Genomic DNA, 25,234 nt, shown 5'->3' with positions numbered 1-25,234 from the left:
TCTTTGTTCGTTGTTGCTGCCGGGGCCGGTGTTCCTTCCCTCTCCGTGTCCCGTCTCTTGGCCGGGGGGCTCGCAGTTCTTTCCTTCTGCGGCGCCCCCCCCCCCCCCCCCCCCCACGGCCTGCGCATCGGGACCAGACCGAACCCGAACCCCGCCATGCGCGTCCGGGCGACGCCATCGATCATTGCCGGGGTAGCGGTCTCCGAAAACCCTCCGGGCGCCCCGCCAGGGGACGCCGATCGCGGGCCCGCGGACGTCCCGACCCAGCGGGAAATTTCGAAAACTTCCGGTACTTTCTGCCTACGGCATGCGGTCCGGCCTGCCGCGAGCCGTCCGGCCGGGGCAAAATGCGATGTACCGGAGTGGGCGACCCGGCCGCCGCCATCCGAACTTCCCAGAGGGAACCGTGCCGGCGGTGGAGGGACGCTCGTGAAAGTCGACGATCACCGCAGGGTCACGATCAGCGCGATCGCGCAGCAGGCCGGCGTCTCGGTGCCGACCGTGTCGCGGGTGCTCAACGGTCGTTCCGACGTCGCGCCGCACACCCGCGAGCGGGTGGAGGTGCTGCTGCGTGAGCACGGCTACCAGCGGCGGTTGACCCGTAACCGGACGTCGGCGAGCCTCATCGACCTCGTCTTCAACGACCTGGACAGCCCCTGGGCCGTCGAGATCATCCGGGGTGTCGAGGGGGTGGCGCACGCCACCGGGATCGGCACCGTGGTCTCGGCGATCCACGGCCAGTCCGCCTCGATCCGGCAGTGGCTGGAGAACCTGCACAACCGGGCGACCGACGGCGTGATCTTCGTGACCTCCGACGTCCCACTGACGCTGCACGCCGAGTTGCAGCGGCTCGACATCCCCCTGGCGGCCATCGACCCGACCGGCGGTCCGGCCATCGACGTACCGACCATCGGCGCCACCAACTGGGCCGGCGGGCTCAGTGCGACCGAGCACCTGCTGTCCCTCGGACACCGCAGGATCGGTCTCATCGCCGGGCCCAAGCGGCTGCTGTGCAGTCGCGCCCGGCTCGACGGCTACGGCGCGGCCCTGGCCGCCGCGGGTCTGGACCTCGACCCCGACCTGATCCAGCAGGGCGACTTCTATCACTCGTCCGGGTACGCCGGAACCGAGGCGCTGCTGAGTCTCGATCGGCCACCGACCGCCATCTTCGCCTCCAGCGACCAGATGGCGTTCGGCGTCTACGAGGCGGTGCGGCAACGCAACCTGCGCGTACCCGACGACATCTCCGTCGTCGGCTTCGACGACCTGCCAGAGAGCCGCTGGGCCTCGCCGCCACTGACCACCGTCCGGCAGCCCCTCGCCGACATGGGCCTGCTGGCCGCCCGTACCGTCCTGCGGCTGGCGCGGGGTGAGGAGATCGAGACCCGCCGGGTCGAACTCGCCACCGAACTCATCGTCCGCGACAGCACCGCCGCCCCCGGGTAGCCCTCCCAGCCTGTCCGAGAACCCGAAGCACGCGAACTGCCTGAAACAGGCGCCCTCTAAAAGTCCGCTGAGATTCGTCGCCCATTGTGGGAGGCAAGCAGGTTCACCATCTTCGATTTGGAGAGGGGATCCTGATGCCAGACCTGGACAAGTGGAGGCGGCAGCATGTCATCACCCCGGAAAATCGCTTCGCTGCTGGTGGCCGGTATCACGGCCGTCGTCGTCGGACTCACCTCGGCAGCTCCGGCTCAGGCCGGCACCGCCAATGACCTGCTGGGGGTGTACCGCAACGCGGGGACCGGGCTGTGTCTCGACTGGTCGGGGTCGGTCGGTCAGGGCACCACGTTCGTCGTCACGGCGACGTGTACCGGCTCGAAGACCCAGCAGTGGACGTACTCGGAGACCGATCACCTGATCCGGAACACCGGTACCGACTACTGCGCCATTACCAGCAACACGAACGCGGTCTTCATCGCCACCTGCGCCGACAGGTGGGGCGAGCACTGGGGATACACCAGCGACGGACGGTTCCACCAGCTCGACTGGACGGTCGGTTGCATGCAGGACGACAAGTCCTGGAGCTACGTCTCCTGGACCGGCGTCTGCCGGAACACCGACATCGAGGTCTGGCGGCACCCGATCGCCTGACGTACCCGGGTCTCCGGGCGTCCCGACCGGCTCACCCGTCGGGGACGTTCTGGGCGTACCGGGTCAACCAACCGCGCCGGATTCGACGCCCGCGCCGGATCGCCCGACGCTCTCGGGCGCCACGTCAACGGTGGGAACGGCGGTGCCGGGCGGGCTGAGGCCGGCGAGCAACGTCGCCGCGACGACCCGGGGGGCGAGGTCGGCGTCGAGCCGGCCGGCGGCGTTGTCCTCGGCTGCGGCGTGCATCAGGCTGAACGCGGTCGTGACGAGCCAGTTCCCGGGTAGGTCGGTACGGAAGACGCCGGCGCGTTGCCCGCGCTCGATGAGGGTACGGACGCGGAGCAGGACCCGGTCGTGGACGGCGCGGACCCGTTCGGCGGACAACTCGCGTTGGGCTGCGTCGAGCACGGACCGGAACTCGTGGACGATCTGCCACGAGGCGGCAACGAGCCGGATCAGTGCCTGCCGTGGGTCACCGGTCGTGTCGGTCGCGTCGAGGGCGGCGTCCGCCTGCTCGACGGTGCGCGTCAGGACCGAGTCGATGAGTTCGGCGCGGGTGCTGAAATGGCCGTAGAGCGTGACCCGACCCACGCCGGCGGTCTGGGCGATCTCGGCGACGCTGGCGTCGGGGTTCCGCACCAGGCACAGCACGGCCGCGTCCAGAATCGCCGCGATGTTGCGACGGGCGTCCGCTCGCCGTTCCGCGGGTGGCGTCGCCGGACGCCGTGCGGGACCCGGTCGGTCACCGGCGCCGCGCGGTGTGGCTGGCATGCCTGCTCCTCTGTCGCATGAGCCCGCCGACCAGACCCGTGGCCGTGGGCGGACCGCTGGCCGGGTTGCCCGGCGCCTGGCGCGGATCCTGGCGGAACACGGCGGGTTTGTTCCGGTCACGATAACCCACACTAACTTGAACATGGATGTTTGACTTAGTGTAGCCTTGAACTCGAACATGGTTGTTCGAGTTGGTTGCCGGTCGATCGCACCCGGCTGGGTGCCGGCCGCACCACCCGGGTCGGTCTGATCGAGCGGACGAGGAGGCCAGCGATGAGTTTTCACAGCTCCCCGGAGAGCGTCGCCAGGGTGATGACACCCGGCACCCTTCGCGAAGGCGATATCGAGGACAACACCCGGCGGGTACGGCGGATGGTGCGGGCAACGGCGCTGGTCGGGGGCCCACTGTTCCTGGCCACCGTCATACTGCACCCGGCACGCGACGGCCACAGCATCGCGGCCGGCGCCGGCTGGTACGCCTTCACACACACCATGGAGGCCATCAGCCTGCTGGTGCAGGCGACCTGCCTGGCCGGCGTCCTGGCCCTCGGCGTGCGTAGGTTCGCGCCGCGTGGACTGCCGGCGCTGTACACCGCGCTGGTCGGCACCATGCTGTGGTTCGGGCTCATCGTGTTCGACGGGGGCCACAACCCGGTGACCGCCCGGTACGCGCCCGACCTGGTACACACGTCCGCCGACCTCGACATCGAGGGCGGGGTCATCGTGCTGACCGCGAACGTTCTGTTCCCGCTCGGATACGTGCTGCTTGCCGTCCTGCTGAGCCGCTACGGACAGCGTTGGACGGGCCTGCTGCTGGCCTGCGGCGGTGTGGTGTATTCGATCGGCGGCACCGTGGCGTTGTTCGGCCTCGGGTCACATTCGATGATCACGTCGGTCATCGAGATCGCCGGTGCCGCACCGTACGCCCTCGGATATGTCCGACTCGGCCGCGCCTTCTCCGCCGCGACGGCGTGGTGAGAGCCAGTGGCTGCCCTGAATGGTCATCACGACCGACCCCGCCCCGGAAACCGGAGTTGAGATGTTCGTTCGCCACGTTGGTCACGTGTCAAGGAAGGCGGCCACCGGCCGGGTCGCCGACGTCTACGCCCAGTCGACCGCCGACTTCGGTCAGGCCGCCTTCATGATGTTGACCGCGGCGCCGGACCTGCACGCCGCGGCCTGGGCGGTCCTGCGCGAGTCAGAGTTGGTGGGGCAGGCGCCCCGGATGGACAAGGAAATCGTCGCGGTCGCCGTGTCGCGGGCCAACGGTTGCCGGTTCTGCGTGGACGCGCACACGATCATGATCCACGCCCTGGGCGAGCATCAACTCGCTGAGGACCTGCTGCACGGTCGCCCGCCGGCCGACCCGGAACACGCGAGGCTCGTCGCCTGGGCGAGTGCCACCCGCACCCCGGGGGCCACGGAGTTGCGGACACCCCCGTTTCCGACCGAACTCGCCACCGAGTACCTGGGTACGGCCCTGGCGACCCACTTCACGAACCGGATGTTCTCGACCCTCACCGACGAGAAGCTGTTACCGGGCAACCTGCAACGATCCCAGTCCGTCCGCCGGGTCGGTGCGATGGCGTACGCCCGCTCCGCCCGCCGCCGGCTCACCGCCGGCGAAAGCCTGCGCCTGTTGGCGGATATCCCGCTGGGGCCGGTTCCCGGCTGGGCCGTCGACACGCCGGTCGGGATCGCCTTCGCCGCCCTGCGCGGTGCGGCGGCGTCTGGCGGTGCGCTGTTGAGCGCGGCGGGTCGGGACCTGTTGCGGACGGCGGTCGCGGACTGGGCCGGCACCACTTCGCCGCCGGCCGACCGGTGGGAACGACGGCTGGCGAGCCTTCCCGAACTCGATCGTCCCGCGGCCAGGCTCGCGTTGCTCGTGGCGATGGCCCCGCACGGGATCACCGACGCGGATGTGGCCGCCTGGCGAGCGCCGGTCGACGCCACCGACGCCGACCTGGTGCGCCTGTTCAGCTTCGGCGCCGTCGCCGCGGTGGACCGGCTGGCGGACTCGATCACCGGTCGGGAGCCGGTCGCACCCGGAGACGTCCGGGCCGGTCAGGACCCGACCGGCGTGGTGTGACCTGCGCCACCAGATGCGCCCCGGCCAGGCCAAGCGCTGCCCCGCGACGCCCCGGTCCGGCCTTCCTGAGCGTCGAATCAAGATATCGACAAGCCTCCCGGCAGTAGCGTGACAACCAGATAGGAACCTGTCGACTACTCAGAGTTGAGGCTGTGTGTCGGTACGGGAGATGACGGACGGGCCGGAGGGAGATACCGGGTCGACGGTGTCCACGGCGTCGTCCCGGTCGCGCGGCTGGCGGGCCGCCGTCCAACGGTCGTTGCTGGTCCTGTTGATGATCGTGATCGTGGCCGCCGTCGGGCTGGCGCTGCGCGGTCAGGACTGGTCGGTGCTCAGGTCGGCGACCACGGACCGGTCGCCGGCCTCGTTCGCGCTGCTGGTCGGAGTCGCGTTCCTGTTCAACGCCGTGTCCGTGGTGCTGACCATGGTGTCGTGGCGGGAGATGATGTCCGGCCTCGGCGACCGGTTGAACCTGATGACGGCGACTCGGATCTTCTTCGTCGGCCAGTTCACGAAGTTCGTCCCGGGCAAGGTGCTGGGGCTCGTCGTGGCCATCCGGATGGGCAAGGCGGCCGGAGTGTCGGCCGGTCGGATGGCCTACGCGTGGCTGCTGGCGCTGGTGGTGGTCATGCTCACCGGCGCGACGGTCGGGTTGGCCGCCGGGCCTGACGTCTTCGGCTCGTCGGCCGGTTGGCTGGTGCTCGCGGCGGTGCCGATCGTGGTCGTACTGGTCCGCCCGGGGCTGGTCGGCTGGGCGGCGGTCCTGGCGGCCCGGCTGCTGCGCCGGCCGGCGCCGGCCGATGGTGTCTCGGACCGGGGCGTCCGGCGGGCGGTGCTCGTGCAGCTGCTGGCCTGGCTGCTGGGTGGACTGCACCTCTGGGTGCTCGCGGTGACGATGGGTGCCCCGCCGGCCCGTTCGTTCCTGCTCTGCGTCGGAGCGTTCGGCCTCGGCGCGGTGACCGGAATGGTGGCCGTGTTCGCCCCCGAGGGGATCGGGGTGCGCGAGGTGGTCCTGCTGGCCGCGCTCGGGGTGACACTGCCGCTGCCGGTGGCCGGAGTGGTGGTCCTGGTGAGTCGGCTGGTGGTCACGGTCAGCGAGTTGGTCACCGCCGGAGTGGCGCTGCTGCTGGCCGAGATCCAGCGCCGGAAGCGCTCCGTGGGCCGGGCGCCGGTGCTGGCGGGAGTACGGGCCGGGCATACCGAATTGGGTAATGAGGGGGAGGCGTAGTTTTGTCAAGATCGGGGAGTGGGTGACTACTCTCACAAGTGGTGGTTCGTCTCCGGTGGCGCCAAGGTACGACCGTTTCTAACGCTTAACGGGTCCGAAGGCGTAGCGAAATCGTTACCAGTTGGTCCGCAGATGTTGGCGTTACCGAAGTCGACCGAACAAAGATGGATTTCACCCCGGCTCGTCCGTTTCACCCGGACGGCTCGGGCATTCCTGTCGGTAAACCGCGATCCGGCCGTCGGCCGGGTCCCGTTGTGGTTCCGGAGCGTGGGAACCAGGTTGACCATGCCCCGGACGAGCAAGTTCCACGGAGGCATGTCGCATCGACGAACATCTTCCAACCTTTCGGTTGGTAAAACCGAAAAACCGAGCCTGACCAGGGATTTCGTTGTTCGGGATGGCCATCGGAACGTCGGCTGGAACGTACGGCGCTCTTGACAGTGTCGAAACCGGATGTTTACGTGCGCGCTTGTGAACGCCATTGCTGGTAACCGTATGGTTCGGTCGGCGGTACCAGTTCTTGACCAAACGTGTGTGTCATTCGCGTTGGTGGACGGGATCCGGGTTCACGGCTCAGGTAAGGGCTACCGTCGAGTATGGATCATGAATAATGTGACGGAAATTTCCCAGCAGACGGTGGTACTCAACTGCACCGACAGGCATACTGAATCGCGAAGATCGATGGACGTGACAGCGGGGGGTGTCCATGGGTAAGTCCGAGCCGGCGTTGGTCTCGGTAATTGTGCCCTGTCTCAACACTGCTAAGACCATCGGACTGTGCATCGAGGCGGTGCTGGCGCAGACCTATCCCTCGATCGAGATGATCGTGGTGGATGACGGCAGCACCGATGGCACGGCCAGCATCGCGCGCGGCTACGACTGCACCGTCCTGGAACTGCCGTCGAACGTGGGGACCGGCCCGGCCCGTAACCGTGGCATCGAGGCCAGTCGTGGGGACGTGCTGTTCTTCCTTGATTCCGACGTCGCGCTCGCCCCTGAGGCGGTGGCGAACGCGGTCCGGATCCTCGACGAGAACCCGAGCTACGGCGGCGTGTGGGGCGTCTACGCGGAGCGGCCGATGATCGATGACGGCGTGGTGGAGCAGGTCCAGGTGCTCCACGCCCGCTATCGGCAGCTCCGCAAGCTGGGCCCGGCCCGCACCGGGCACTTCGCCGGCGGCGCGATCCGTCGACGGGTCTACGACGAACTCGGCGGCTTCGACGAGACGCTGGGACCGATCAACGAGGACACCGAGTACAGCGTCCGGATCGCCCGGCACTTCCCGATGATCCGGACCAACGAGGTCGTCGGTTACCACGACGACGACGACCGGGTGTCGTCGGTGATGCGGAAGTGCTTCAAGCGGGCCGTCCGGCTGGTGCCGCTGCTGCTGAACAACCGCGGTTCCCGGTTCGAACGGGAGGCGACCTATCAGCCGCAGGAGGTCGCCGCGGTCTTCCTGGCCACCGCGACGATCCCACTCGGGATCATCTCGCCCTACCTGCTGGCCGTACCACTGGCCTTCCTGGCCCTGTTCATCCTCGCGGATCTCGGCCGGTTGGGTTTCATCCGCAGGGCCGCCGGCTGGCGACTGGTGTTTCCGGCCATGGCGCTCAACTACACCTACAGCTTGACCATCTCGATCGCCGCCCTCAGCGGTGGCCTGTGCTATCTCGTCGATCCGCGGTTCCGTCGGCGCTGGTCGGGGGCGATTGCCGATTGATCGTCTCGGCGGGGTCGTCTCACGGGGGGGAGGTTACAGGTGAGAATTCGACTACTGGGTCCAATAGAGGTGGAGGTCGACGGGCGCTCGTTGGACGTGGGCCCGCGGCAGCGACGCATGGTGCTGGCCGCCCTGGCGGTGGACGCCGGTCTGCCGGTGTCGAGCGACACCCTGGCCGATCGGGTCTGGGGACTGGCCGCACCGGAGGCTTCGCGCAGCTCGCTCTACGCCCATGTGGCCCGGCTGCGCCGGGCCCTCGGGGAGGCACGCGACGAGGAGGGCTCGGTCAGCCTCAGCCGCCACGAGGACGGATACACCCTCAACATCGATCGGCGACTGGTCGACCTGCACCGGTTCCAGGAGCTGGTGGAGGCGAGCCGGGCGGCGCCGCCGTCCAGTGACGAGCGGATCGAGCTGCTGCGCGAGGCGATGAACCTGTGGCGAGGTGCGCCCCTGGCCACCTCGACCAGCGACTGGGCGCTGCGGATCCGCCGGAGCGCCGAATACCAGTTCATCGGGTTGGCCGGATCCTGGGGCGCCGAGGAACTGCGGCGCGGAAACGCCGAGGGGGTCGCCGACCGGTTGGCCCAGCTCGTGGGGGCCTATCCGCTCGCGGAACCACTGGTCACGCTGCTGATGCGGGCCCTGTGCGCGATGGGCCGGGTCTCGGAGGCGTTGCAGTGTTACGCCGACGCACGCGCCCAGATCGTCGAGCAGCTCGGTGCCGAGCCGGGACCGGAGCTGCGGCGTACCCATCTGGCGGTGCTGCGGGGTGAGCTGGACAGCGACCACCGCCCGGACGGCGCCGCCGGCGTCGCCACGGCCAGCGTCGCCACTCGGGCCCGGGACGTGCCCCGGCAGCTTCCGGCTGACCTGTCCCGGTTCGTGGGTCGACGGCGCGAGCTGGCCCGGGTGCTGGAGTCGTTCACCACCTCCGGCGCGTCCACACCGGTGGTGAACATCTACGGCGCCGCGGGCGTCGGCAAGTCGACGCTGGCCGTACACGCGGCGCACCGGCTGGTCGACCGGTACCCGGACGGTCAGATCTATCTCGACCTGCGCGGCTCCGGCTCGGGGGCGTCGCCGCTGAGCCCGGCCGACGGGTTGGCCCGGCTGCTGCGCACGGTGGGGCTCGCCGCACCGTACAAGCCGGTGCAGGTCGACGAGGCCGCCGCGCTGTTCCGGTCGCTGGTGGCCGGCCGGCGGCTGTTGCTGGTCCTCGACAACGCGGCCGAGGCAGCCCAGGTGTATCCGTTGCTGCCGAGCGGCACCGGTTGCGGGACCGTGGTGACCAGCCTCCAGCCGCTGTCCGGGCTGGGTAACGCCGGGCAGGTCTGGGTGGGCGCCCTCTCCGTGTCCGAGGCCGTCAAGCTGCTCGGCCAGTGGGTCGGCGAGACCCGGATCGCCGCCGAGCCGGAGGCGGCGGCGGCGATAGCCAGGTGGTGCGAATGCCTGCCGCTGGCATTGCGGATCGCTGGCGCCCGGTTGGTCGCCCGGCCCGGCTGGCCGCTGGCCGAGCTGCGTGACCGGCTCGCCGACGAGCGTCGCCGGCTGGACAACCTGGAGTTGGACGGCATCGGGCTGCGGGCCAGCATCGATGTCTCGTACCAGCGGCTGTCGCGCAGCCCCGATCTGGTCGAACGCGCCACGGCGGAGGCGTTCAAGCTGCTGGGCGCATCGGACGAGCCGGAGCTCGACCGCTCGGCCGCGGCCCGGGTGCTGACCCGGTCCGAGGCGGACGCGGAACGGATGCTGGAGCGGCTGGTGGACGCCCAACTGCTGGAGACCTCGTCGCCGGGCAGTTACCGGATGGGCGAGTTGGTGCGGCTCTACGCCCGGGAGCGACTCGCCGGGCGATACGAGGGGGAGCCTATGGGGAGCCTTCGGGGACCAGTCGGAACACCATGATCTCCCGGTGCGGTGCCCGACCGGCGTAGGTGTCGTACGCGGGCCAGAGGTCGCACATCAGCCGCCAGAGACGGTCCCGGTCGGCCCCCGTGGTCAGCTCGGCCCGGACCGGGATCTCCCGGCCGTCGATGCTCACCACGGCGGCCGGCTGGGCGAGCAGGTTCAGTGCCCAGGCCGGCTGCGCCGCCTGGCCCCAGTTGGATCCGGCCACGACGAAATCGCTGCCGTCGGTGACGTACAGCAGTGGGTTCGACCGCGGCTGCCCGGAACGCCGACCGGTGGTCGTGATCAGCATGGACGGCAGCAGCCTGAAGGCCACCACCCGACCGGTGGTGGCCCGGCTCAACGCCCGGTCGACCGGAACCGTGAGCCGGAGCATGGTGGCGAACCAGGACCGGTGACCGAGCCGCCGCAGCAGCGGGTAGAAGATCGACAAGGGATGGCTGTCCTTCCTGACGGCCGGGCGCGGCGGCTATCCGCGCAGCGCCGGGGGGAGTACGGCCAGCAGCCGCCGCCAGCCCGGGGCGGCGGCGAACCGGGTGAGCCGTTCGCCCACGACGTGGGCGGTGCGGTGGTCGACGAACCAGGGCGGCCGCGGAGCCGCCGACAGCTGCCCGGTCACCAGCGAACGCGGGGCCGGCCGGAACGGACCACGGGTGACGGTCCGCTCGGCCTGCGGCAGCAGCAGGGCATTGTGTACGCCCCCGATTCCACTGCCGACGTTTTCCAGATCGTGTCCCGGAAAGGCGCCCCAGTGGCCGCGCGGCATGACGAAGTTGAAACCCACCCACGTGTTTACCGCGATGTTTCCGTATCGCAACCGGGCGATTGCCTCGTCCAGTCTGTCGCCCAGCACGGACGCCACCCGGGGATGGATGAGAATGTTCACCCCAAGCGTGCCGTAGAGCCGCTCGTTGCAGAACTCCACCGCCCGATCGAGGAATTCACCGGGCGAGTCGCCGGGCAGGTTGGTGGTGGCGTAGACCGGCCCGAAATACTCGGTGCGGAACGCCGGATCGTCGCTGTCCGGCGGCAGGTCGGTGGCGAGCACCCGGGCCGATCCACCGGTCTCGAACCGCTCGGCTCCGGGGTGGTCGACGAGGAACCGCTCCACCCGGTCGGCCGTACCCGGATAGTAGGACGGGCGGGGCGGCGCCGAGCGCAGCGCCCGGCGCAGGCCGTCGACCAGGATCGGCGTGCTCGCCCACCGCTGCGGCAGCACCAGGATCTGCCCGGCGATGCAGTTGTGGCCGTTGTTGTGCAGCTTCTGGGTGGCCAGGTGAGCGGCGTGGAAGGTCAGGTCCGCCGCGCTCCACGGGCCGGGTACGACGATCGTCGGGCCGACCCCGCCCAGCTCGCTGGTGATCGGCTTGTCCAGCAGCGCGACACCGGCGGCCTTGCGGCGTTCGCCGTCCGCCCCCGGCCCGTAGACGATGGCGTCGTGCGTCGCGTTGCTGCCGGTGACGTGGATGGCGGACACCCGGGGGTGGCGGGTGAGGGCGGCACCGACGTCAGCGCCGCCCGACACGAGCAGCAGCAGGTCACGGCGGATCAACGGGGCGAACGCGTCGGCGAGGACCGGCCCGAGATAGTCGTTGACCGGGTTGAGTTTGAGCACCACCACCGCGTTCTCCGCGACCACCTGGTACAGCACGTCCAGCGCGGGGATCGAGGTGATGTTCCCGGCCCCCAGCACCAGCGCCACCCCGCCGGACCGGGCCCCCGGGCGCAGTCCGAGGCCGCTGTCCGCTCGGGCGCTGGCCAGGCTCACCCCCGGCCGCAGCCACACCTCGCCCTGGTACCCGCTCAACAGCAACCGGTCGTAGCTGTTGAACGGCAGGATGCGTACGGCGAGCCGGTCACCGGGCGCGGTGCGGGTGGGCAGCCCGTCGAGCGGACTGCGCCCCGTGGCCAGCCGGTCCGCCGTCCACAGCACCGCGTCCAGATAGGCCAGCACCGGGTACGGGCCGGTGATCCACTCCTCGCCGGCCAGAGGTGACCCGGGGGCGAGTCCCTTGCCCCGGCAGGCCGCGGTCACCCAGCGCGCCGCGACCCGGGCGACCTGTTCGCGTGTCTCGGCGAGCACGGCGCGCTTGTCCGCGAGTGGTGTCCCCGCCCACCGGGTGGCGCCCTCGGTGAGCGCGTCGAGATTGACGTCGTCGGTGTCGCTGGTCCCCATCGATACCCTCCCCCGTGCGGATATTCGGTGACCTGCGTACCCTTGCCGTCCCGACGGGATCCACAGGTAACGTGAGGAATTATCTGCCGTACGGATTCAAAGTGCATCGCCCGCGTGAGGGGTTGTCCGATCGGCTGTCCCAACGATAGAGTTTGGTCAATTCGCATCTCAACGGGGGATTGCTGATGAGTTTCCTGGCCGTAGGGCCGTGACGCCCGAACCTGGGCCACCGACCACCGCGAAGCCGACCACTCCGAAGCCGACCGCGCCGGGACCCGACGGGCGCGTCCTGTTCGGCAGGACGAGCGACTTCTCCCGTGACTCCCTCCGGATGGCCACGGAACTCCAGCGACAGTACGGCCCGATCGCGCGGATCCGCCTCGGACCGTTCCTCGCCCATCAGGTGACCGGACCGGATCTGGTCAAGCAGCTGTTGCAGGATCAAACCGACCGGTTCCGGCGAGGCCGCTTCTACCGGCGGTTCAACCTGTTCTTCGGCCGGGGCATGCTCACCACCGACGGGGCCGAGTGGCAGCGCCGGCGCCGGATCAGCCAGCCCTTCTTCCAGCGCGGCCGGATCGACGCCGCCGCGCCGGTCATCACCGAATGCGTGGCGGACCTGCTGGCCCGGTGGGAACGCCCGGCCGCCACCGGCGAACCGGTCGACATCGTGCCCGACGCGATGTGGTTGGCCATGGGGGTGCTCGGCCGGACCCTGTTCGGTGTGGACCTGCGGGAACACGCCGACGAACTGCTGCCGGCGGTGGAGTTCGCGGTGAAGGAGATGATCCTCACCGGCCGGCGCGAGCAGCTGCTGCCCAGCTGGTTGCCCACCCGGTACCAACGCGAGCTGCGCCGGCACCAGGCCACCATCAACCGGGTGATGGACGGCGTCATCGACGCCCGACGGCGGGAACCCGGCGGTACGGACCTGGTCTCCGCGCTGCTCGCGGCCCGCGACGAGCAGACCGGCGAGCCGTGGAGCCAGCGGGCCATCCGGGCCGAACTCAAGACCCTGTTCCTCGCCGGCCACGAGACCACCGGCTGCGGCCTGGCCTGGACGCTGTACGCACTGGCGCAGCACCCCGAGGTGCGCCGCCGGCTCGCCGCCGAACTGGCCGAGGTGCTGGCGGGCCGGGATCCGGTCGTCGCCGATCTCGACCGGCTGCCGTACCTGCGGCAGGTGGTCGACGAGTCACTGCGGATGTACCCGCCGATCTGGCTCTTCCCCCGGGACGCGGTGACCGACGTCGAACTCGGCGGCTACCCGGTGCCGGCCGGCAGCTCGGTGCTGATCTCCACCTACGCCGCGCACCACAATCCGGAGCACTGGACCGACCCGGAGGCGTTCGATCCGGAGCGCTTCTGCCCCGCCGGTCCCGGTCCGGCGCGGTACACCTACTTCCCGTTCGGCGGTGGCCCGCGCCGGTGCGTCGGCGCACCGCTCGCCCTGCTGGAGATCCAGCTGGCGGTGGCGATGATCACGACGCGATACCGGCTCAGCGTGGTGCCGAGCCGCAGCGTCGTACCCGCGCCGCTGGTCTCGTTGCGCCCGGCCAACGGAATCCAGGTCACCCTCACCAGGATCGGCAGGTCCGGCTAGTCGAGCGTTGGAGGCGTTGATGTCCGAACCGAACGGTGACCGCTCCCGTCTTGTCTCCTGGGCGGATCCGGCGATCCTGGCGCACGCGGCCCGGGAGATGAGCGGGCTGGAGATAATCCGGGCGGTGGCGGCCGGTGACATCCCGCCTCCGCCGGTCGGACCGCTGGTCGGGCTGACCATCACCGAGGCCGACGAGGGTCGGGTGGTGGCGACGTTGGAACCGGCGGAATACCAGTACAACCCGCTGGGCAGCGTCCACGGCGGCGTGCTGGTGACGGCGCTCGACTCGGTGATGAGCTGCGCGGTGCACACCACGCTGCCGGTCGGGGTGTCCTACTCCACGGTCGAGGTCAACGCCCACTTCGTCCGCGCCGTCCGTTCGGCCACCGGTCCGGTGCGCTGCGAGGGCACCGTCGTCCACGCCGGGCGGCGGGTGGCCACGGCGGAGGGCCGGATCCTGGACGCGGCCGGCGCGATCTACGCGCACGCCACCGCCACCTGCCTGGTCATCACGCCGAGCGGAGGGGCCGGATGAGCGAGCTGGTCGCCGACCCGCCGACCCTGGCCGCCCTGCACCAGCCGGAGTTCCTGGCCGATCCGTACCCGCTGTTCCACCGGGTCCGCGAGCTGGACCCGATCCGCTGGGATCCGGAGGTGAGCCGGCGGGGCGCCTGGGTGGTCACCGGCTACGAGGAACTGGTCGGCCTGACCCGCGATCCCCGACTGTCGGCCGCCCGTCCGCACTGGGATCCGGCGGCCCTGCCACCGGACACCGACCCCGACCGGGTCGCTACCCAACACGCCCTGCACGGGCAGATGTTCGCCGTCGACCCGCCCACCCACACCCGGGTACGCCGGCACTGCGCGCACGCGTTCCTGCCCCAGGCCGTCGCCCCGATGCGGCCCCGCGTCGAGGCGACGGCCGCCCGGCTGCTGGACGGGCTGCTGGCCACCGCCGACAACGGCGTTGTCGAGATCATCGGCGGGTACGCCTTCGCGCTGCCGGCCGCGCTGATGTCGCAGCTGTTGGGCATCCCGCTGGCCGACCGTGGCCGGTACTTCCGCTGGATGCTCAGCTGGGGCCTGCTGGTCGACGAGGGGCCGAGCCTCGCCGGCCGGGTCGACCGGTACCTCGACCAGGTCGGCGAGTACGTCGAATACTTCCGCGACCTGATCCGGCGCCGCCGCGCCGAGCCCCGCGACGACCTGTTGCAGCAGTTGATCGACGCCGAGGCGGCCGGCGGGTACGCCTCGACCGAGGAGCTGATCGGCAACCTCATCTTCCTGTTCAACGCGGGACAGATGACGACGGCGCACCAGATCGGCAACGCCCTGCTGCACCTGCTCCGCGACCCCGCCGCCTACCAGCGACTGCGTGCCGACCCGGAGCTGGTCGGCCGGGCCACGCCGGAACTGCTTCGCTACGACTGCTCGGTGCAGCTCACCCGCCGGTGGGTGACCGAGTCGCACGTCCGGGACGGCCGGGAGTTCACCGCCGGTGACGAGGTGCTGATGTGGCTGGGCGCGGCGAACCGAGATCCGGCCCGGTTCCCGGACCCGGACCGGCTCGACCTGGACCGTCAGGGAGTACGTCACCTGGCGTTCAGCCACGGCGCCCACTACTGCCTCGGCGGCGGGATGGCCGAGGTGGTCACCGAGGTCGCCGTACGACTCTTCACGCAGCGGATCGCCGATCCGCAGCCGCACCTGACCGAGCTGGAACGCTCGACCACACCGACGTTCCGCGGGCCCCACAAACTCCCGGTCACGCTCGGCGCGGTCGGGACCAGGAAGGAGCAGCGTCATGAGTGAGGTGATCGCGGCGCCACCACTGCCCGACTTCCTCGGCTTCACCAGCGTGCCCAACGAGATCCGGGCCGACCGGTTGCCGGTCACCGGCACCCTGCCCGACTGGCTGGCCGGGACGCTGATCCGCAACGGGCCGGGGAAGTTCGAGATCGGTGACTACCGGATGCGGTCCTGGTTCAACGGTCTGGCCATGCTGCACGCCTTCACCTTCGGCGGCGGCGAGGTGTCCTACACCAACCGCTACCTGCGCAGCGAGACGTACCAGCGGGCCGAGCGGGACAAGCAGTTCTTCGGCAAGCAGTTCGGCCCGGACCCCTGCGGGGAACTGTTCGGCCAGTACTTCGCGGAGTTCTCACCCAACGTCACGGACAACAACGGCGTCAACGTGGCCCGGCTCACCGACCGGTTCGTCGCGCTCACCGAGTCGCCGATCGCCATGCAGTTCGACCCGCGCACGCTGGCGACCCTCGGGCCGGCGCCCTTCAGCAACCCGGTGGACGTGGAGATCGCCACCCCGCACCCGCACCGCGACGTGCCGGGCGCGGCGCTGCTCAACTACGGCACCACGATGGGTGAGCAGAGCGCGTACCAGGTCTTCTACATCCCGGACGGCACGCTGGAGCAGCGGGTGCTGTGCCGGGTACCCACCGCGCAGCCGTGCTACATGCACAGCTTCGGGATGTCCGAGCACTACGTGGTGCTCGCCGAGTTCCCCGTGCTGCTCGACCCGATCGAGTTCCTCGACGAGCACAAGTCGGTGTTGGAGTGTGCCCGCTGGACACCCGAGCGCGGCACCCGGTTCGTCGTCATCGACAAGCGCGAGGGAGCCGTCGTCCGCACCTTCGAGACCGAGGCGTGCTTCGCCTTCCACCACATCAACATGCACGAGCGCGGTTCCGAACTGATCCTGGACCTGACCGCCACCCGGACGCCGTTCGAGACGGTGCTCGGCATGCCCGCCACCGCCGAGCAGCTCAACCTGAAGCGGTACGGGTACACCCTGCGCCGGTACCGGCTGCCGCTGTCCGGCCGGACGTCGGCGGTGGACCACGAGGTGCTCTCCGAGGTGCCGCTGGAGATGCCCCGGATCAACTACCAGCACCACAACACCCGGGACTACCGGTACGTCTACGGCCTGAGCCAGACTCCGGGCAGCCGGGCGATGAACCAGTTGGCCAAGATCGACATAACCGACGGCAGCCTGCGGTCCTGGCACGAGCGGGGCTGCTTCCCCGGCGAGGCGGTCTTCGTACCCGCCCCGGACGCCACCGCGGAGGACGACGGGGTGGCGCTGTCGGCGGTGCTCGACGTGCGAACCGGCACCTCGTTCCTGCTCGTGCTGGACGGCGCTTCCTTCACCGAGCTGGCCCGGGCCAGCGTGCCGCAACACATCCCGAGTGACTTCCACGGCCAGTTCTACGGAGACCTGAGGTAGCCGGCCGAGCGGATCTCAAGCCGAGCGGATCAGAGCGGAGTGAGGATGAGCACCAGCACCGTCTTCCTGTTTCCCGGGCAGGGTTCATACCTGCCCGACGCGCTACCCGGCCTGGCCGCGCGATTCCGCGAGGTCGAGCCGGTGTTGGCCGAGATCGACAGCACCCTGGTCGCGAACGGCGGCCTGGCGCTCTCGCCGGTCCTGCTCGGTGTCGAGCCGCCATCGTTGGACCGGCTGCTGGAGACCGATCCGGACACCCTCCAGGTGGCGATCTACGCGACCGCCGTGGCCACGTTCCAGGTGCTGTGGGGCGCGGGGGTACGTCCGGCCCGCATGATCGGCCACAGCCTTGGTGAGGTCGCGGCGCTGGTGGCCGCGGGAGTCTTCACGGTCGCCGAGGGTGCGGAGATCGTCGTGGCCCGCAACGCGGCCCTGCGCGCGGCGGGGCCCGACGGTGGGATGACCGCCGTCAGCCTGGGAGCGGACCGGGCACAGTCCCTGGTGGACCTGATCGCCGACCCCGAGCTGGTGGTCGCCACCGAGAACGCGCCACGCCAGACGGCGCTGTCCGGGCCGGCGGCGGCCCTGGCCCGGGCCGAGTCGATCACCGGCCTGCTCGGGGTGTCGAGTGCGCGGCTGCGCTCACCGTACCCGTTTCACAACCCGATGCTGGCCGGCGCGGTGGACGGACTGCACCAGCGAATTCGGCTGCTGCGACCGCGCCCGCCCCGGGTTCCGGTCTGGTCGCCGATCGCCGGCCGCTGTTACACCGAGGATGACGACATCACCGGCATGATCGCCGAGCACCTCACCCGGCGGGTCCGCTTCCTCGACGCGGTCCGGACGGCGTACGCGCTCGGTTTGGACACCTTCGTGGAGTGCGGGGCGCGGGACACGCTCAGCAAGCTGGTCCGGGCGGCCGTCCCGGCGGTCGCCACGGTGGTGACCGTCGACGGACGCGGTCCGGCCGAGGCCCGGATGGTCGACGCGCTGCACCAGCTCGCCGCGCCGGACGCGACGCCCCAGACCGCCGTCGGGAGCGCGGCGCCCCGGCCCGCCGTGGGGGAACCGCTGCGTCAGCCCACCGTCGCGGGCACGATGTCCCAGCCCGCTGCGCCGACCCAGCCCGCTGCGCCGGTCGGTGAGCCGGTGCAGCCCGCGTTGGGACGGTCCTGGACGGGTCAGGTCAACGGCAATGGTCATGCCCCGGCCGGGCCGACGGCTCCGACCGCGGCCCGGCCCGCCGCACCGGCACCGGAACGGGCCGCAGCGGCGGCCGACCGGGACCGGGTGCTGCGCGAACTGGCCGAGCTGTACGCCGACGCGCTCGACTATCCCGTCGAGGTGCTCACCGAGGACGCCGACCTGGAGGCCGAGCTGGGCGTCGACTCGCTCAAGCAGACCGAGCTGCTGACCAGGGTGGCGGCCCGCTACGAGCTGCCCACGGTCGAGGAGACGCTGCGGGCCGGTGGCTACCCGAACCTCGGCCGCATCGCCGACTACGTGGTGAACCCGTCATCGCGGCCCACCGAACCGGCGGGCCACCGGGGCTGAGCACCGAAAAAGGGGGCTGTCCCTGGTGAGAAACCAGGGACAGCCCCTTTTCGGCGCCGGACGCCGGCTGCGCTGCCGGCTACCGGCGGCGAGTCATCCCTTGACCGACAGCTGGATCTGCTGGACCTTGTGGTCCGACAGGCCGTCCGGGTCGAGGAACTTGTACTGGTGAACGGTGACGTCCGAGGTGGTGCGCAGCCAGTCGATCCGCCAGTAGGGGCGCTTCCCCACCTCCCACGTCGCCGGGTACAGCGACGACAGCGCCCGGGTGTGGTCGACCAGGCGATCCGGCAACATCCGCAGCTGGCCCATCGACGCAGACGTGTTCAGGTCACCGGCGAGGACGATTGGTTGGGAGTTGTCCTTGACGTCGGCGCGGATCGCCTCAAGGCTTGCCCGCCGCATCGCGAAGTTGAAGCGGTCGACCTGGAACACGCTCTGCCCCGGTTCGCCCTTCATCATCAGCAACCGGCGCGGCGGCTGGAACAGGTGGGTGTCGTAGAAGGAGACGACCCGGTCTCCCACCCGGATGTCCGTACGCAGCACCTGCGAGGTGTAGAAGAGGGGATGGCCGTTGAACGCCGGGGGCAACGCCTTCAGGTCGTCGGGCAGCCACGGGGTGGAGTAGAGCGGGTGGTGCCCGACCACCGGCAACCGGGACAGCGTGACGTTCCGGCCTTCGAGCACGATCTCGTACCCCGGGAAGTTCTGGCGCAGTTCCGCCATCTGATCGATGACCAGGGCCTGCGCGAAGACGTCCGGCAGGGTGAAATCGGCGTGCGCGTACTCGTGCAGGAGGTAGACGTCGGCGTCCATCCCGCGCAGGAACCGGTAGAAGTCGGCGGTGGTGCGACCGCTTTCCCGGACGTCCTGGTCCCAGTACTCGGTGTTCCAGGTGACCAGCTTTATCGCCCCGGACGTGGCCGGCGGCGGGCTGTAGAAGATCGTGCCGAAGTTGATTCCACTCAGCCCGAACCCGAGCCCCAGCGCCAGGGCGAGCACCGGCGCCAGCACGAGTCGCCAGCGCACCTGCCGGGCCAGCAGGGCCACCGCGACCAGCACCACGGGCACCGCCGCGAAGACGATCGGCGGCAGCAGGTCGAACGGGCCCCACCAGTAGGCCCTGCCGCTGATCAGCAGGTGTGCCACGACGAACAGCAGCCACCCCACGCAGAGCAGCACGGCCAGCCGGGTCCACCAGCTCCACCGGCCCGGCCGGTCCCGGCGACGCCGGAGACGGTCGCGCAGGCCACCGCCCCGATCCGGCGGCTCGGGCGTACTCTCCGGCTCGGTCACGACCTCGGGTCCGTGTACGCCAGCCGCCACCGCCACACCCCCACGTCTGGATTTTCTAGGTCTGCAAAAGGCTACGGGAAAGGACCTTGTCGCCACCTTGGTGTCGATCCTTGGATGCGGGTCGGCGACCAATAGGCATTTATGCTTCTCCTCATGAAGACGCCTCAGCGAAAGATCGGATCGGGCTTCGGCGCCGAGAGCACCACCACCGACGTCCTGAACGGGATCGACCTGACCGGCAAGCTCGCGATCGTCACAGGTGGCTATTCGGGTCTCGGGCTGGCGACAACGCGGGCCCTCGCCGGCGCCGGTGCCAGCGTCGTCGTGCCGGCCCGCCAGCCCGCGGCGGCCCGCGAGGCGCTGAAGGACATCGACGGCGTCCAGGTCGACGAGCTCGACCTGGCCGATCTGGAGAGCGTGAGCGGGTTCGCCAAGCGGTTCCTGGCCGAGAACCGGCCGGTCGACCTGGTGCTCACCAACGCCGGGATCATGGCCTGCCCGGAGACCCGGGTCGGGCCGGGCCTGGAAGCACAGTTCGCGATCAACCACCTGGGGCACTACGCGCTGGTCAACGAGCTGTGGCCGGCCATCGCCGGCAACGGCGGGGCCCGGGTCGTCGTGCTGGCCAGTGGCCTCAGCGACGACTCGAAAATCCAGTGGGACGACCTGCAGTTCGAGCAGGGTTATGACAAGTGGCTGGCTTACGTCCAGTCGAAGAAGTCCAACGCGCTCTTCGCCACCTGGCTCGACGTGCTCGGTCAGGACGCCGGGGTCCGCGCCTTCTCGGTGAACCCCGGATACATCCTCACGCCGCTGCAACGCCATCTGACCAAGGAGGAGATGATGGCGGCGGGCTGGATCGACGAGGACGGCAACGCGGCGATGCCGATCTTCAAGACGCATGAGCAGGGCGCGGCGACCCAGGTGTGGGCGGCGACCTCACCGGCGCTGAACGGCCTGGGCGGCGTCTACTGCGCCGACTGCGACATCGCCGAGGAGCCGGAGTTCTCCGACGCGGAGGCCGAGCGGCTGTGGACCGTCTCGGCCGAACTGACCGGGATCAACGCCTTCGGCTAGGGATCAACGCCTTCGGCCGGGGGGTCCGACGCCTTCGGCCGGGACCCCACACCTCATGAGCCCCGGACCTCCGCGTACCTGACGCGGGGGTCCGGGGCTCACAACAATCCGAGGAGTCGCTAGAAGAACGCCTTGGCCAGCGCGAGTGCCCCCTGCCGCCACGGGTCGTCGCTGGTCCGCCAGGTCGACTTGCCGCCGGACCGGCCGACCTGCCCGGGGCTGGTCTCGCGATGCTCGCGCCACCACTGGTACGCGGCGAGGATGGCCTCGCGGTTGGAGTAGCGCGGCTGGAAACCGAGCCGGTCGCGGGCGTGCTCGATGCTGACGTACGAGTCGGCGATGAGCTTGTAGGCGAGCCGCCGGTAGATCGGGGACAGGTGCAGCGTCGACAGCACGTTGAGCACCGCAGCCGCCGGCCGGGCCGGGATCCCCACCACCCGCTTGCCGTGTCCGGCGGCGTCCAGCACGGCCTGGAAATCGTCCCGGAGACTGCCGAACTCGGCGGCGGCGATGTTGTACGTGTCGTTGGCGACGTTGTCGGGTGCCCTGAGCGTGGCCAGCACGGCCTCCACCACGTCCTCCGTGGCGCACATCTGGGTCAGCGCCCGACCGCCACCGAGCAGCGGGAAGTTGCGGCCCTCCTCGGCCCACTCGAACAGCATCGCGAACAGCCCCATCCGGCCGGGGCCGAGGAAGGTCTTCGGCCGCAGGATGGGGATGGACATGCCCTCCGAGCGCAGCTGCTCGCACCGCTGCTCCACCTCGACCTTGCAGGCGCCGTACGGGTCGACCGGCTGCCGAGGGTAGGTCTCCGGGGTGGGAACCACGGTGGGCAGGCCGTAGACCGAGGTCGTCGAGATGTAGACGACCCGGGGCACGGTGGCCTTCCTGGAGGCGTCGAGCACGGACCGGCTGCCGTCGACGATCACCGAGCGGATCGTGGCGGCGGGATAGCTCGGCAGCGCGGAGGCGCTGTGCACGACCGCGTCGGCGCCGTCGACCAGGGACAGCATCTGCTCCGGGTCCCGGATGTCGCCGACCGTGTGCCGCACGCCGGGCGGGGCGGTCGGCCAGGGCCGGATGTCGATCGTCAGAACCTGGTCACCCCGCTCGGCGAGCGTGCCGGCCAGCGCCTTGCCCAGCACGCCCGCGCCACCGGTGACCACCACCCGTCGAGTCACGCGGTCATCTCCGTCCCGTAGAGCCGGCGGACCCAACCGGGGAACAGCACTCCCTGCGCCATGCCGAGTCCGGCGGCCACCGCCGAGGTCAGCATCACCATCAGGTGCAGCACGGTGAACCGGAGCCCGAAGTAGACCCCACGGGTCCGGAAGGCGTAGGCGTACGTGCGGCGGTCCATCAGGATGCCGATGACGATCAGCGCCGCCGTGCCGATCAGCGTCCACGCGCCGAACAGCGGCAGCAGCGCCAGGCTGAGCACGGCCGCGAGGACGAACCCGCTGCCGACCGCGCGCAGTCCGGTGGCGGCACCGCCGGGCAGCCGGTTCAGCCGCATCCAGTTGGGCGCGCCGAGCCGGGTCCGCTGGAAGACCTTGCGGAGCAGGACGCCGATCGTGGCGTCGTGGTCGTGCAGCCCACGGATCTTCCGGGTGGCCCGGACCTCGTACCGGGTGTTGAGCCGGAAGCCGTACTCCTGCTCCTCGGTCCACCGGAGCCGGTAGTTGAACGGCCCGATCTCGCGGAACACCTCGACCCGCATCGCGCACAGCGCCGAGTGCAGGCCGGGGATGGGTCCCTCGATCTCACCGAACCAGACGTACTGCTGGATGGCCCGGTAGTCCTTGACCAGCCCGGCCGGGAACAGCGGCTCGGCCCGGTACATGCCGCAGATGGCTCCGATCGTCGGGTCGGCCTCCAGCGCGGCGACCGCGTTGGCCACCGCGTCGGTGTCCAACGCGACATCGGAGTCCAGGAAGAACAGGATCTGCCCCTTGGCGTTCTCGGCACCCAGGTTGCGGGCGATGGAGACGCCGCTGTTCACCGGGGTTTCCAGCACCGTGACCCCGTACCGGTGGGCGATGGCCACCGAGTCGTCGGTGCTGTGGTCGTCGACCACGATGATCTCGATCGAGGGGTAGGTCTGGCGCTGGACCGCCTCGATGCACGCGGACAGTGTCCGGGCGTAGTTGTAGTTCGGAATGACCACCGAGACCAGTGGCTGCTCGTTCATGCGTTCTCTCCCATGGGTCACCGCTGCCGGCGCAGCGAGGTGAACAGCGCCTCGTACGCGTCCAGGCAAGCTGCCAGCGAAAACTGCTCGCGTGCTTCCTTCGCCTTGCCGTCCCGCCAGTCCTGGTCGGTGTCCGCCATCTCCAGGATGGCCTTCTCCAGCGCGATCGGATCGCGTGGCGGGATCACCCGGCCGAACCCGGTGGCGGTCACCGGATAGCGCCCGCCCGGAAGATCGGTGGTGACCGACGGGATGCCGGCCATCATGGCCTCCGCCTGCACGATGCCGAACGACTCGGCCACCGACGGCAGCGCGAACACGTCGATGGACGCGTAGAAGTCGTCCACCTCCTTGCCGCGCAACTCACCGAGCACCCTGATCCGGCTGTCCTCGGCGATCTCGGCCTGGATTTCGGCGAGGTTGCTGCCGCCGGCCACCGCGTGGTAGTTGCCCGCGATCAACAACCGGGCCTCCGGATCGGTGATCCGCCGGAAGGCCCGGATGAGGTACTGGATGCCCTTCTCCTCCACGACCCGGCCCAGGAAGCCGACGTGCAGGGCGCTGGTCTCGCGGTACCTGGGCTGGCCGTCGCGGCGGTCGAGGCACGGCGCGGCGATCGGCGTGAAGCGACGCTTCTGGATGTCGGGCCAGAGCTGCGAGGCGAGCGCCTGGTCCTTGCTGTAGGTGACCACGGCGTCGGAGCGCCGGATCGCGGCCCGCGAGGTGACGTCCGACAGGCGCATGAGGGCCCGGCTGAACCGGCTCGGCGGCAGGTACAGGTCGATGTGGACCATGCTCACCATCGGCGTACGACCGGCCCCCCGGGCCACCAGCGCGGCCTCGGCCATCGGCAGGTTGAGGAACATGACCGAGGAGTTGCGGGCCAGCCGGGTGGCGAGCACCGGGTAGCGCGGTGCGATGAACCCCCGGTTGATCCGCATCAGCACCGGTGCCCGGTACACGTCGACGCCCGAGATGGTCTCGCGGAGCGGCAGGTCGGCATCGTGCTGGGCCGCGACCACCGCGACCCGCCAGCCCCGTTCCACCATGCCCTCGGCGATGCAGCGGGCGGTGTGGGTCAGCCCGCTGATGTACGGCTCGTAATAGGTGAGCGCTACCGTCAGGTCATACTTGGTGTCCATCGGTCTATTCGCAATCCGTCGGCGGCAATGGCTTCTCCGGCACTTGTTTGTTCTCGCGAGGTTTCATTTCCGTTACGTGATGTGGGCTGCCAGCAGGAATCCGCCCGACACCACGGCCATCAGCATCGAGTTGATGACGAGCGCCGGATCCCGGAGCAGCATCCGGACCGGATTGTCCCCGCCATCCTGGACCAGGACCATCTGGAGATAGCGGAACACCCCGAACAGTGCCAGCGGTGCGGTGAGCACCGCCGCCGCGAGGGAGTAGCCACCCAGCGGCGCCTCGGTCCGGACGTACAGCAGGTAGAAACCCACCGACAGGACGGCGCAGAGCATCATCAACTGGTCGGTCAGCGGAACGGTGTAACCGCGCAGCGCCGGCCGGTGCGCGCCGTTGGTGGCGGTCAGCTCCTGCCGCCGCTTGCCCAGGATGAGCAGGAGGCACAGCAGGAACACGGAGGTCAGCAGCCAACCGGAGACCTTGGTGCCGACCACCACGTAGCCCTGCATCATCCGCAGGCCGAAGCCGAGCGCGACGACGAAGACGTCGACCAGTGGCACGTGCTTGAGGATCGTCGAGTAACCCGTGGTGAGCAGCAGGTACGCGCCGATCGGCCACGAGGACGACAACGGCTGGACGGTGAGCAGACCGGCCAGCAGTCCGACCTGGACGGTCAGCAGCAGCGCGACCTCCGGGATCGAGGTGCGGCCGGAGGCGATGGCGCGGTGTCGCTTGACCGGGTGGGTCCGGTCACGGTGGCGGTCGGCCAGGTCGTTCACGACGTACACGATCGTCGATGCGATGGTGAAGGCCACCACGGCCCACAGCATCCGCCACAGGCTCGCCACCCGCCAGACGTCGAGATCGAGCAGCGGCACCGAGACCGCCAGGAGGTTCTTGGGCCACTGCCCGGGGCGCAGCAGGGAGATCAGGTCCCGGCCGACGTTCCGGGCGAGCTCGGCCGGCCTCTCGTCGACGGGTGCTATCCCGTCAAGTGCTATCGCGGATTCGTCGACCCCTATCGGCTTCGGCATCGCGGTCACCCTCCGTCCCGGCTGCCGTGCGCCCCGCTACGAAGCGCACGCGACGGAGATTAGCCGGCCGACGACGGCCGCCACCTTGGCAATTTCTTGT

At 70.0% G+C, this 25,234-nt stretch carries 21 protein-coding genes; 13 read left to right on the top strand and 8 right to left on the bottom strand.

Annotated features, from left to right (window positions below; translation table 11 throughout):
• Positions 1-429: 429 nt before the first annotated feature.
• Both ACXN5W_RS13965 and ACXN5W_RS13960 read left to right on the top strand, forming a co-directional pair.
• Positions 430-1,446 carry a LacI family DNA-binding transcriptional regulator gene (locus ACXN5W_RS13965; RefSeq protein WP_473158679.1) on the top strand — a complete coding sequence of 339 codons (1,017 nt, stop codon included), beginning with the start codon at positions 430-432 and terminating at the stop codon, positions 1,444-1,446.
• A 165-nt stretch (positions 1,447-1,611) separates the two neighbouring features.
• Positions 1,612-2,094 (top strand): ricin-type beta-trefoil lectin domain protein, encoded by a 483-nt coding sequence (locus tag ACXN5W_RS13960; RefSeq protein ID WP_473158678.1) that lies wholly within the window; start codon positions 1,612-1,614, stop codon positions 2,092-2,094.
• Between the two features lie 63 nt (positions 2,095-2,157).
• On the opposite strand, the gene ACXN5W_RS13955 is transcribed toward ACXN5W_RS13960, so the two are convergent.
• Positions 2,158-2,865 (bottom strand): TetR/AcrR family transcriptional regulator, encoded by a 708-nt coding sequence (locus tag ACXN5W_RS13955; protein WP_473158677.1) that lies wholly within the window; start codon positions 2,863-2,865, stop codon positions 2,158-2,160.
• 273 nt (positions 2,866-3,138) lie between these two features.
• Here ACXN5W_RS13955 and ACXN5W_RS13950 point away from each other — a divergent pair, with 273 nt between their 5' ends.
• The 5 genes from ACXN5W_RS13950 to ACXN5W_RS13930 all read left to right on the top strand — a co-directional run bounded on the left by ACXN5W_RS13950 (position 3,139) and on the right by ACXN5W_RS13930 (position 9,813).
• The gene (locus tag ACXN5W_RS13950; protein WP_473158676.1) at positions 3,139-3,843 is read left to right on the top strand and encodes a hypothetical protein; all 705 of its coding nucleotides are present in this window, start codon (positions 3,139-3,141) and stop codon (positions 3,841-3,843) included.
• 85 nt (positions 3,844-3,928) lie between these two features.
• On the top strand, positions 3,929-4,954 hold the full coding sequence (locus ACXN5W_RS13945; protein WP_473158675.1) for a carboxymuconolactone decarboxylase family protein: 1,026 nt from the start codon (positions 3,929-3,931) through the stop codon (positions 4,952-4,954).
• A 205-nt stretch (positions 4,955-5,159) separates the two neighbouring features.
• Positions 5,160-6,182: a lysylphosphatidylglycerol synthase domain-containing protein gene (locus ACXN5W_RS13940; RefSeq protein WP_473158674.1), complete on the top strand. Its 1,023-nt coding sequence runs from the start codon at positions 5,160-5,162 to the stop codon at positions 6,180-6,182.
• A gap of 706 nt (positions 6,183-6,888) precedes the next feature.
• Complete coding sequence (locus ACXN5W_RS13935; protein ID WP_473158673.1) at positions 6,889-7,905, top strand: glycosyltransferase family 2 protein; 1,017 nt, start codon at positions 6,889-6,891, stop codon at positions 7,903-7,905.
• A 39-nt stretch (positions 7,906-7,944) separates the two neighbouring features.
• Positions 7,945-9,813, top strand: coding sequence for an AfsR/SARP family transcriptional regulator (locus ACXN5W_RS13930; RefSeq protein WP_473158672.1), 1,869 nt, complete (start codon positions 7,945-7,947; stop codon positions 9,811-9,813).
• On the opposite strand, the gene ACXN5W_RS13925 is transcribed toward ACXN5W_RS13930, so the two are convergent.
• A complete protein-coding gene (locus ACXN5W_RS13925) occupies positions 9,776-10,249 on the bottom strand; it encodes a nitroreductase/quinone reductase family protein (RefSeq protein ID WP_473158671.1) in 474 nt (157 codons plus the stop codon). The two genes, ACXN5W_RS13930 and ACXN5W_RS13925, sit on opposite strands and share 38 nt — an antisense overlap.
• Before the next feature lie 36 nt (positions 10,250-10,285).
• Positions 10,286-11,992, bottom strand: coding sequence for an aldehyde dehydrogenase family protein (locus tag ACXN5W_RS13920; protein WP_473158670.1), 1,707 nt, complete (start codon positions 11,990-11,992; stop codon positions 10,286-10,288).
• A 208-nt stretch (positions 11,993-12,200) separates the two neighbouring features.
• Between ACXN5W_RS13920 and ACXN5W_RS13915 the strand changes: the two genes are divergently transcribed.
• The 5 genes from ACXN5W_RS13915 to ACXN5W_RS13895 are packed head-to-tail and all read left to right on the top strand — an operon-like array spanning position 12,201 to position 18,393.
• A complete protein-coding gene (locus ACXN5W_RS13915) occupies positions 12,201-13,595 on the top strand; it encodes a cytochrome P450 (protein WP_473158669.1) in 1,395 nt (464 codons plus the stop codon).
• A gap of 19 nt (positions 13,596-13,614) precedes the next feature.
• Positions 13,615-14,130 (top strand): PaaI family thioesterase, encoded by a 516-nt coding sequence (locus ACXN5W_RS13910; RefSeq protein WP_473158668.1) that lies wholly within the window; start codon positions 13,615-13,617, stop codon positions 14,128-14,130.
• On the top strand, positions 14,127-15,407 hold the full coding sequence (locus ACXN5W_RS13905; protein ID WP_473158667.1) for a cytochrome P450: 1,281 nt from the start codon (positions 14,127-14,129) through the stop codon (positions 15,405-15,407). The genes ACXN5W_RS13910 and ACXN5W_RS13905 overlap by 4 nt, the downstream gene beginning before the upstream one ends.
• A complete protein-coding gene (locus tag ACXN5W_RS13900) occupies positions 15,400-16,839 on the top strand; it encodes a carotenoid oxygenase family protein (protein WP_473158666.1) in 1,440 nt (479 codons plus the stop codon). Before ACXN5W_RS13905 ends, ACXN5W_RS13900 begins: the two co-directional genes overlap by 8 nt.
• Before the next feature lie 45 nt (positions 16,840-16,884).
• Positions 16,885-18,393, top strand: coding sequence for an acyltransferase domain-containing protein (locus ACXN5W_RS13895; protein ID WP_473158665.1), 1,509 nt, complete (start codon positions 16,885-16,887; stop codon positions 18,391-18,393).
• A gap of 93 nt (positions 18,394-18,486) precedes the next feature.
• Here the strand turns inward: ACXN5W_RS13895 and ACXN5W_RS13890 are convergent, their stop codons facing one another.
• Positions 18,487-19,689 carry an endonuclease/exonuclease/phosphatase family protein gene (locus tag ACXN5W_RS13890; protein ID WP_473158664.1) on the bottom strand — a complete coding sequence of 401 codons (1,203 nt, stop codon included), beginning with the start codon at positions 19,687-19,689 and terminating at the stop codon, positions 18,487-18,489.
• Between the two features lie 153 nt (positions 19,690-19,842).
• On the opposite strand from ACXN5W_RS13890, the gene ACXN5W_RS13885 reads away from it, so the two are divergent.
• On the top strand, positions 19,843-20,766 hold the full coding sequence (locus ACXN5W_RS13885; RefSeq protein ID WP_473158663.1) for an SDR family NAD(P)-dependent oxidoreductase: 924 nt from the start codon (positions 19,843-19,845) through the stop codon (positions 20,764-20,766).
• Between the two features lie 119 nt (positions 20,767-20,885).
• Here ACXN5W_RS13885 and ACXN5W_RS13880 read toward each other — a convergent pair whose 3' ends face one another.
• The 4 genes from ACXN5W_RS13880 to ACXN5W_RS13865 all read right to left on the bottom strand — a co-directional run bounded on the left by ACXN5W_RS13880 (position 20,886) and on the right by ACXN5W_RS13865 (position 25,134).
• Positions 20,886-21,947, bottom strand: coding sequence for an NAD-dependent epimerase/dehydratase family protein (locus ACXN5W_RS13880; protein WP_473158662.1), 1,062 nt, complete (start codon positions 21,945-21,947; stop codon positions 20,886-20,888).
• Positions 21,944-22,957 carry a glycosyltransferase gene (locus tag ACXN5W_RS13875; protein ID WP_473158661.1) on the bottom strand — a complete coding sequence of 338 codons (1,014 nt, stop codon included), beginning with the start codon at positions 22,955-22,957 and terminating at the stop codon, positions 21,944-21,946. The genes ACXN5W_RS13880 and ACXN5W_RS13875 overlap by 4 nt, the downstream gene beginning before the upstream one ends.
• A gap of 17 nt (positions 22,958-22,974) precedes the next feature.
• Positions 22,975-24,099: a glycosyltransferase family 4 protein gene (locus ACXN5W_RS13870; protein WP_473158660.1), complete on the bottom strand. Its 1,125-nt coding sequence runs from the start codon at positions 24,097-24,099 to the stop codon at positions 22,975-22,977.
• Positions 24,100-24,171: 72 nt separating this feature from the next.
• Complete coding sequence (locus ACXN5W_RS13865) at positions 24,172-25,134, bottom strand: UbiA prenyltransferase family protein (RefSeq protein WP_473158659.1); 963 nt, start codon at positions 25,132-25,134, stop codon at positions 24,172-24,174.
• Between the last annotated feature and the right edge of the window lie 100 nt (positions 25,135-25,234).

It is taken from the genome of Plantactinospora sp. A48 (assembly GCF_055793945.1).
The sequence above is the reverse complement of the archived record's forward strand: the minus strand, read 5'-3'. Positions and strand labels throughout refer to the sequence as shown.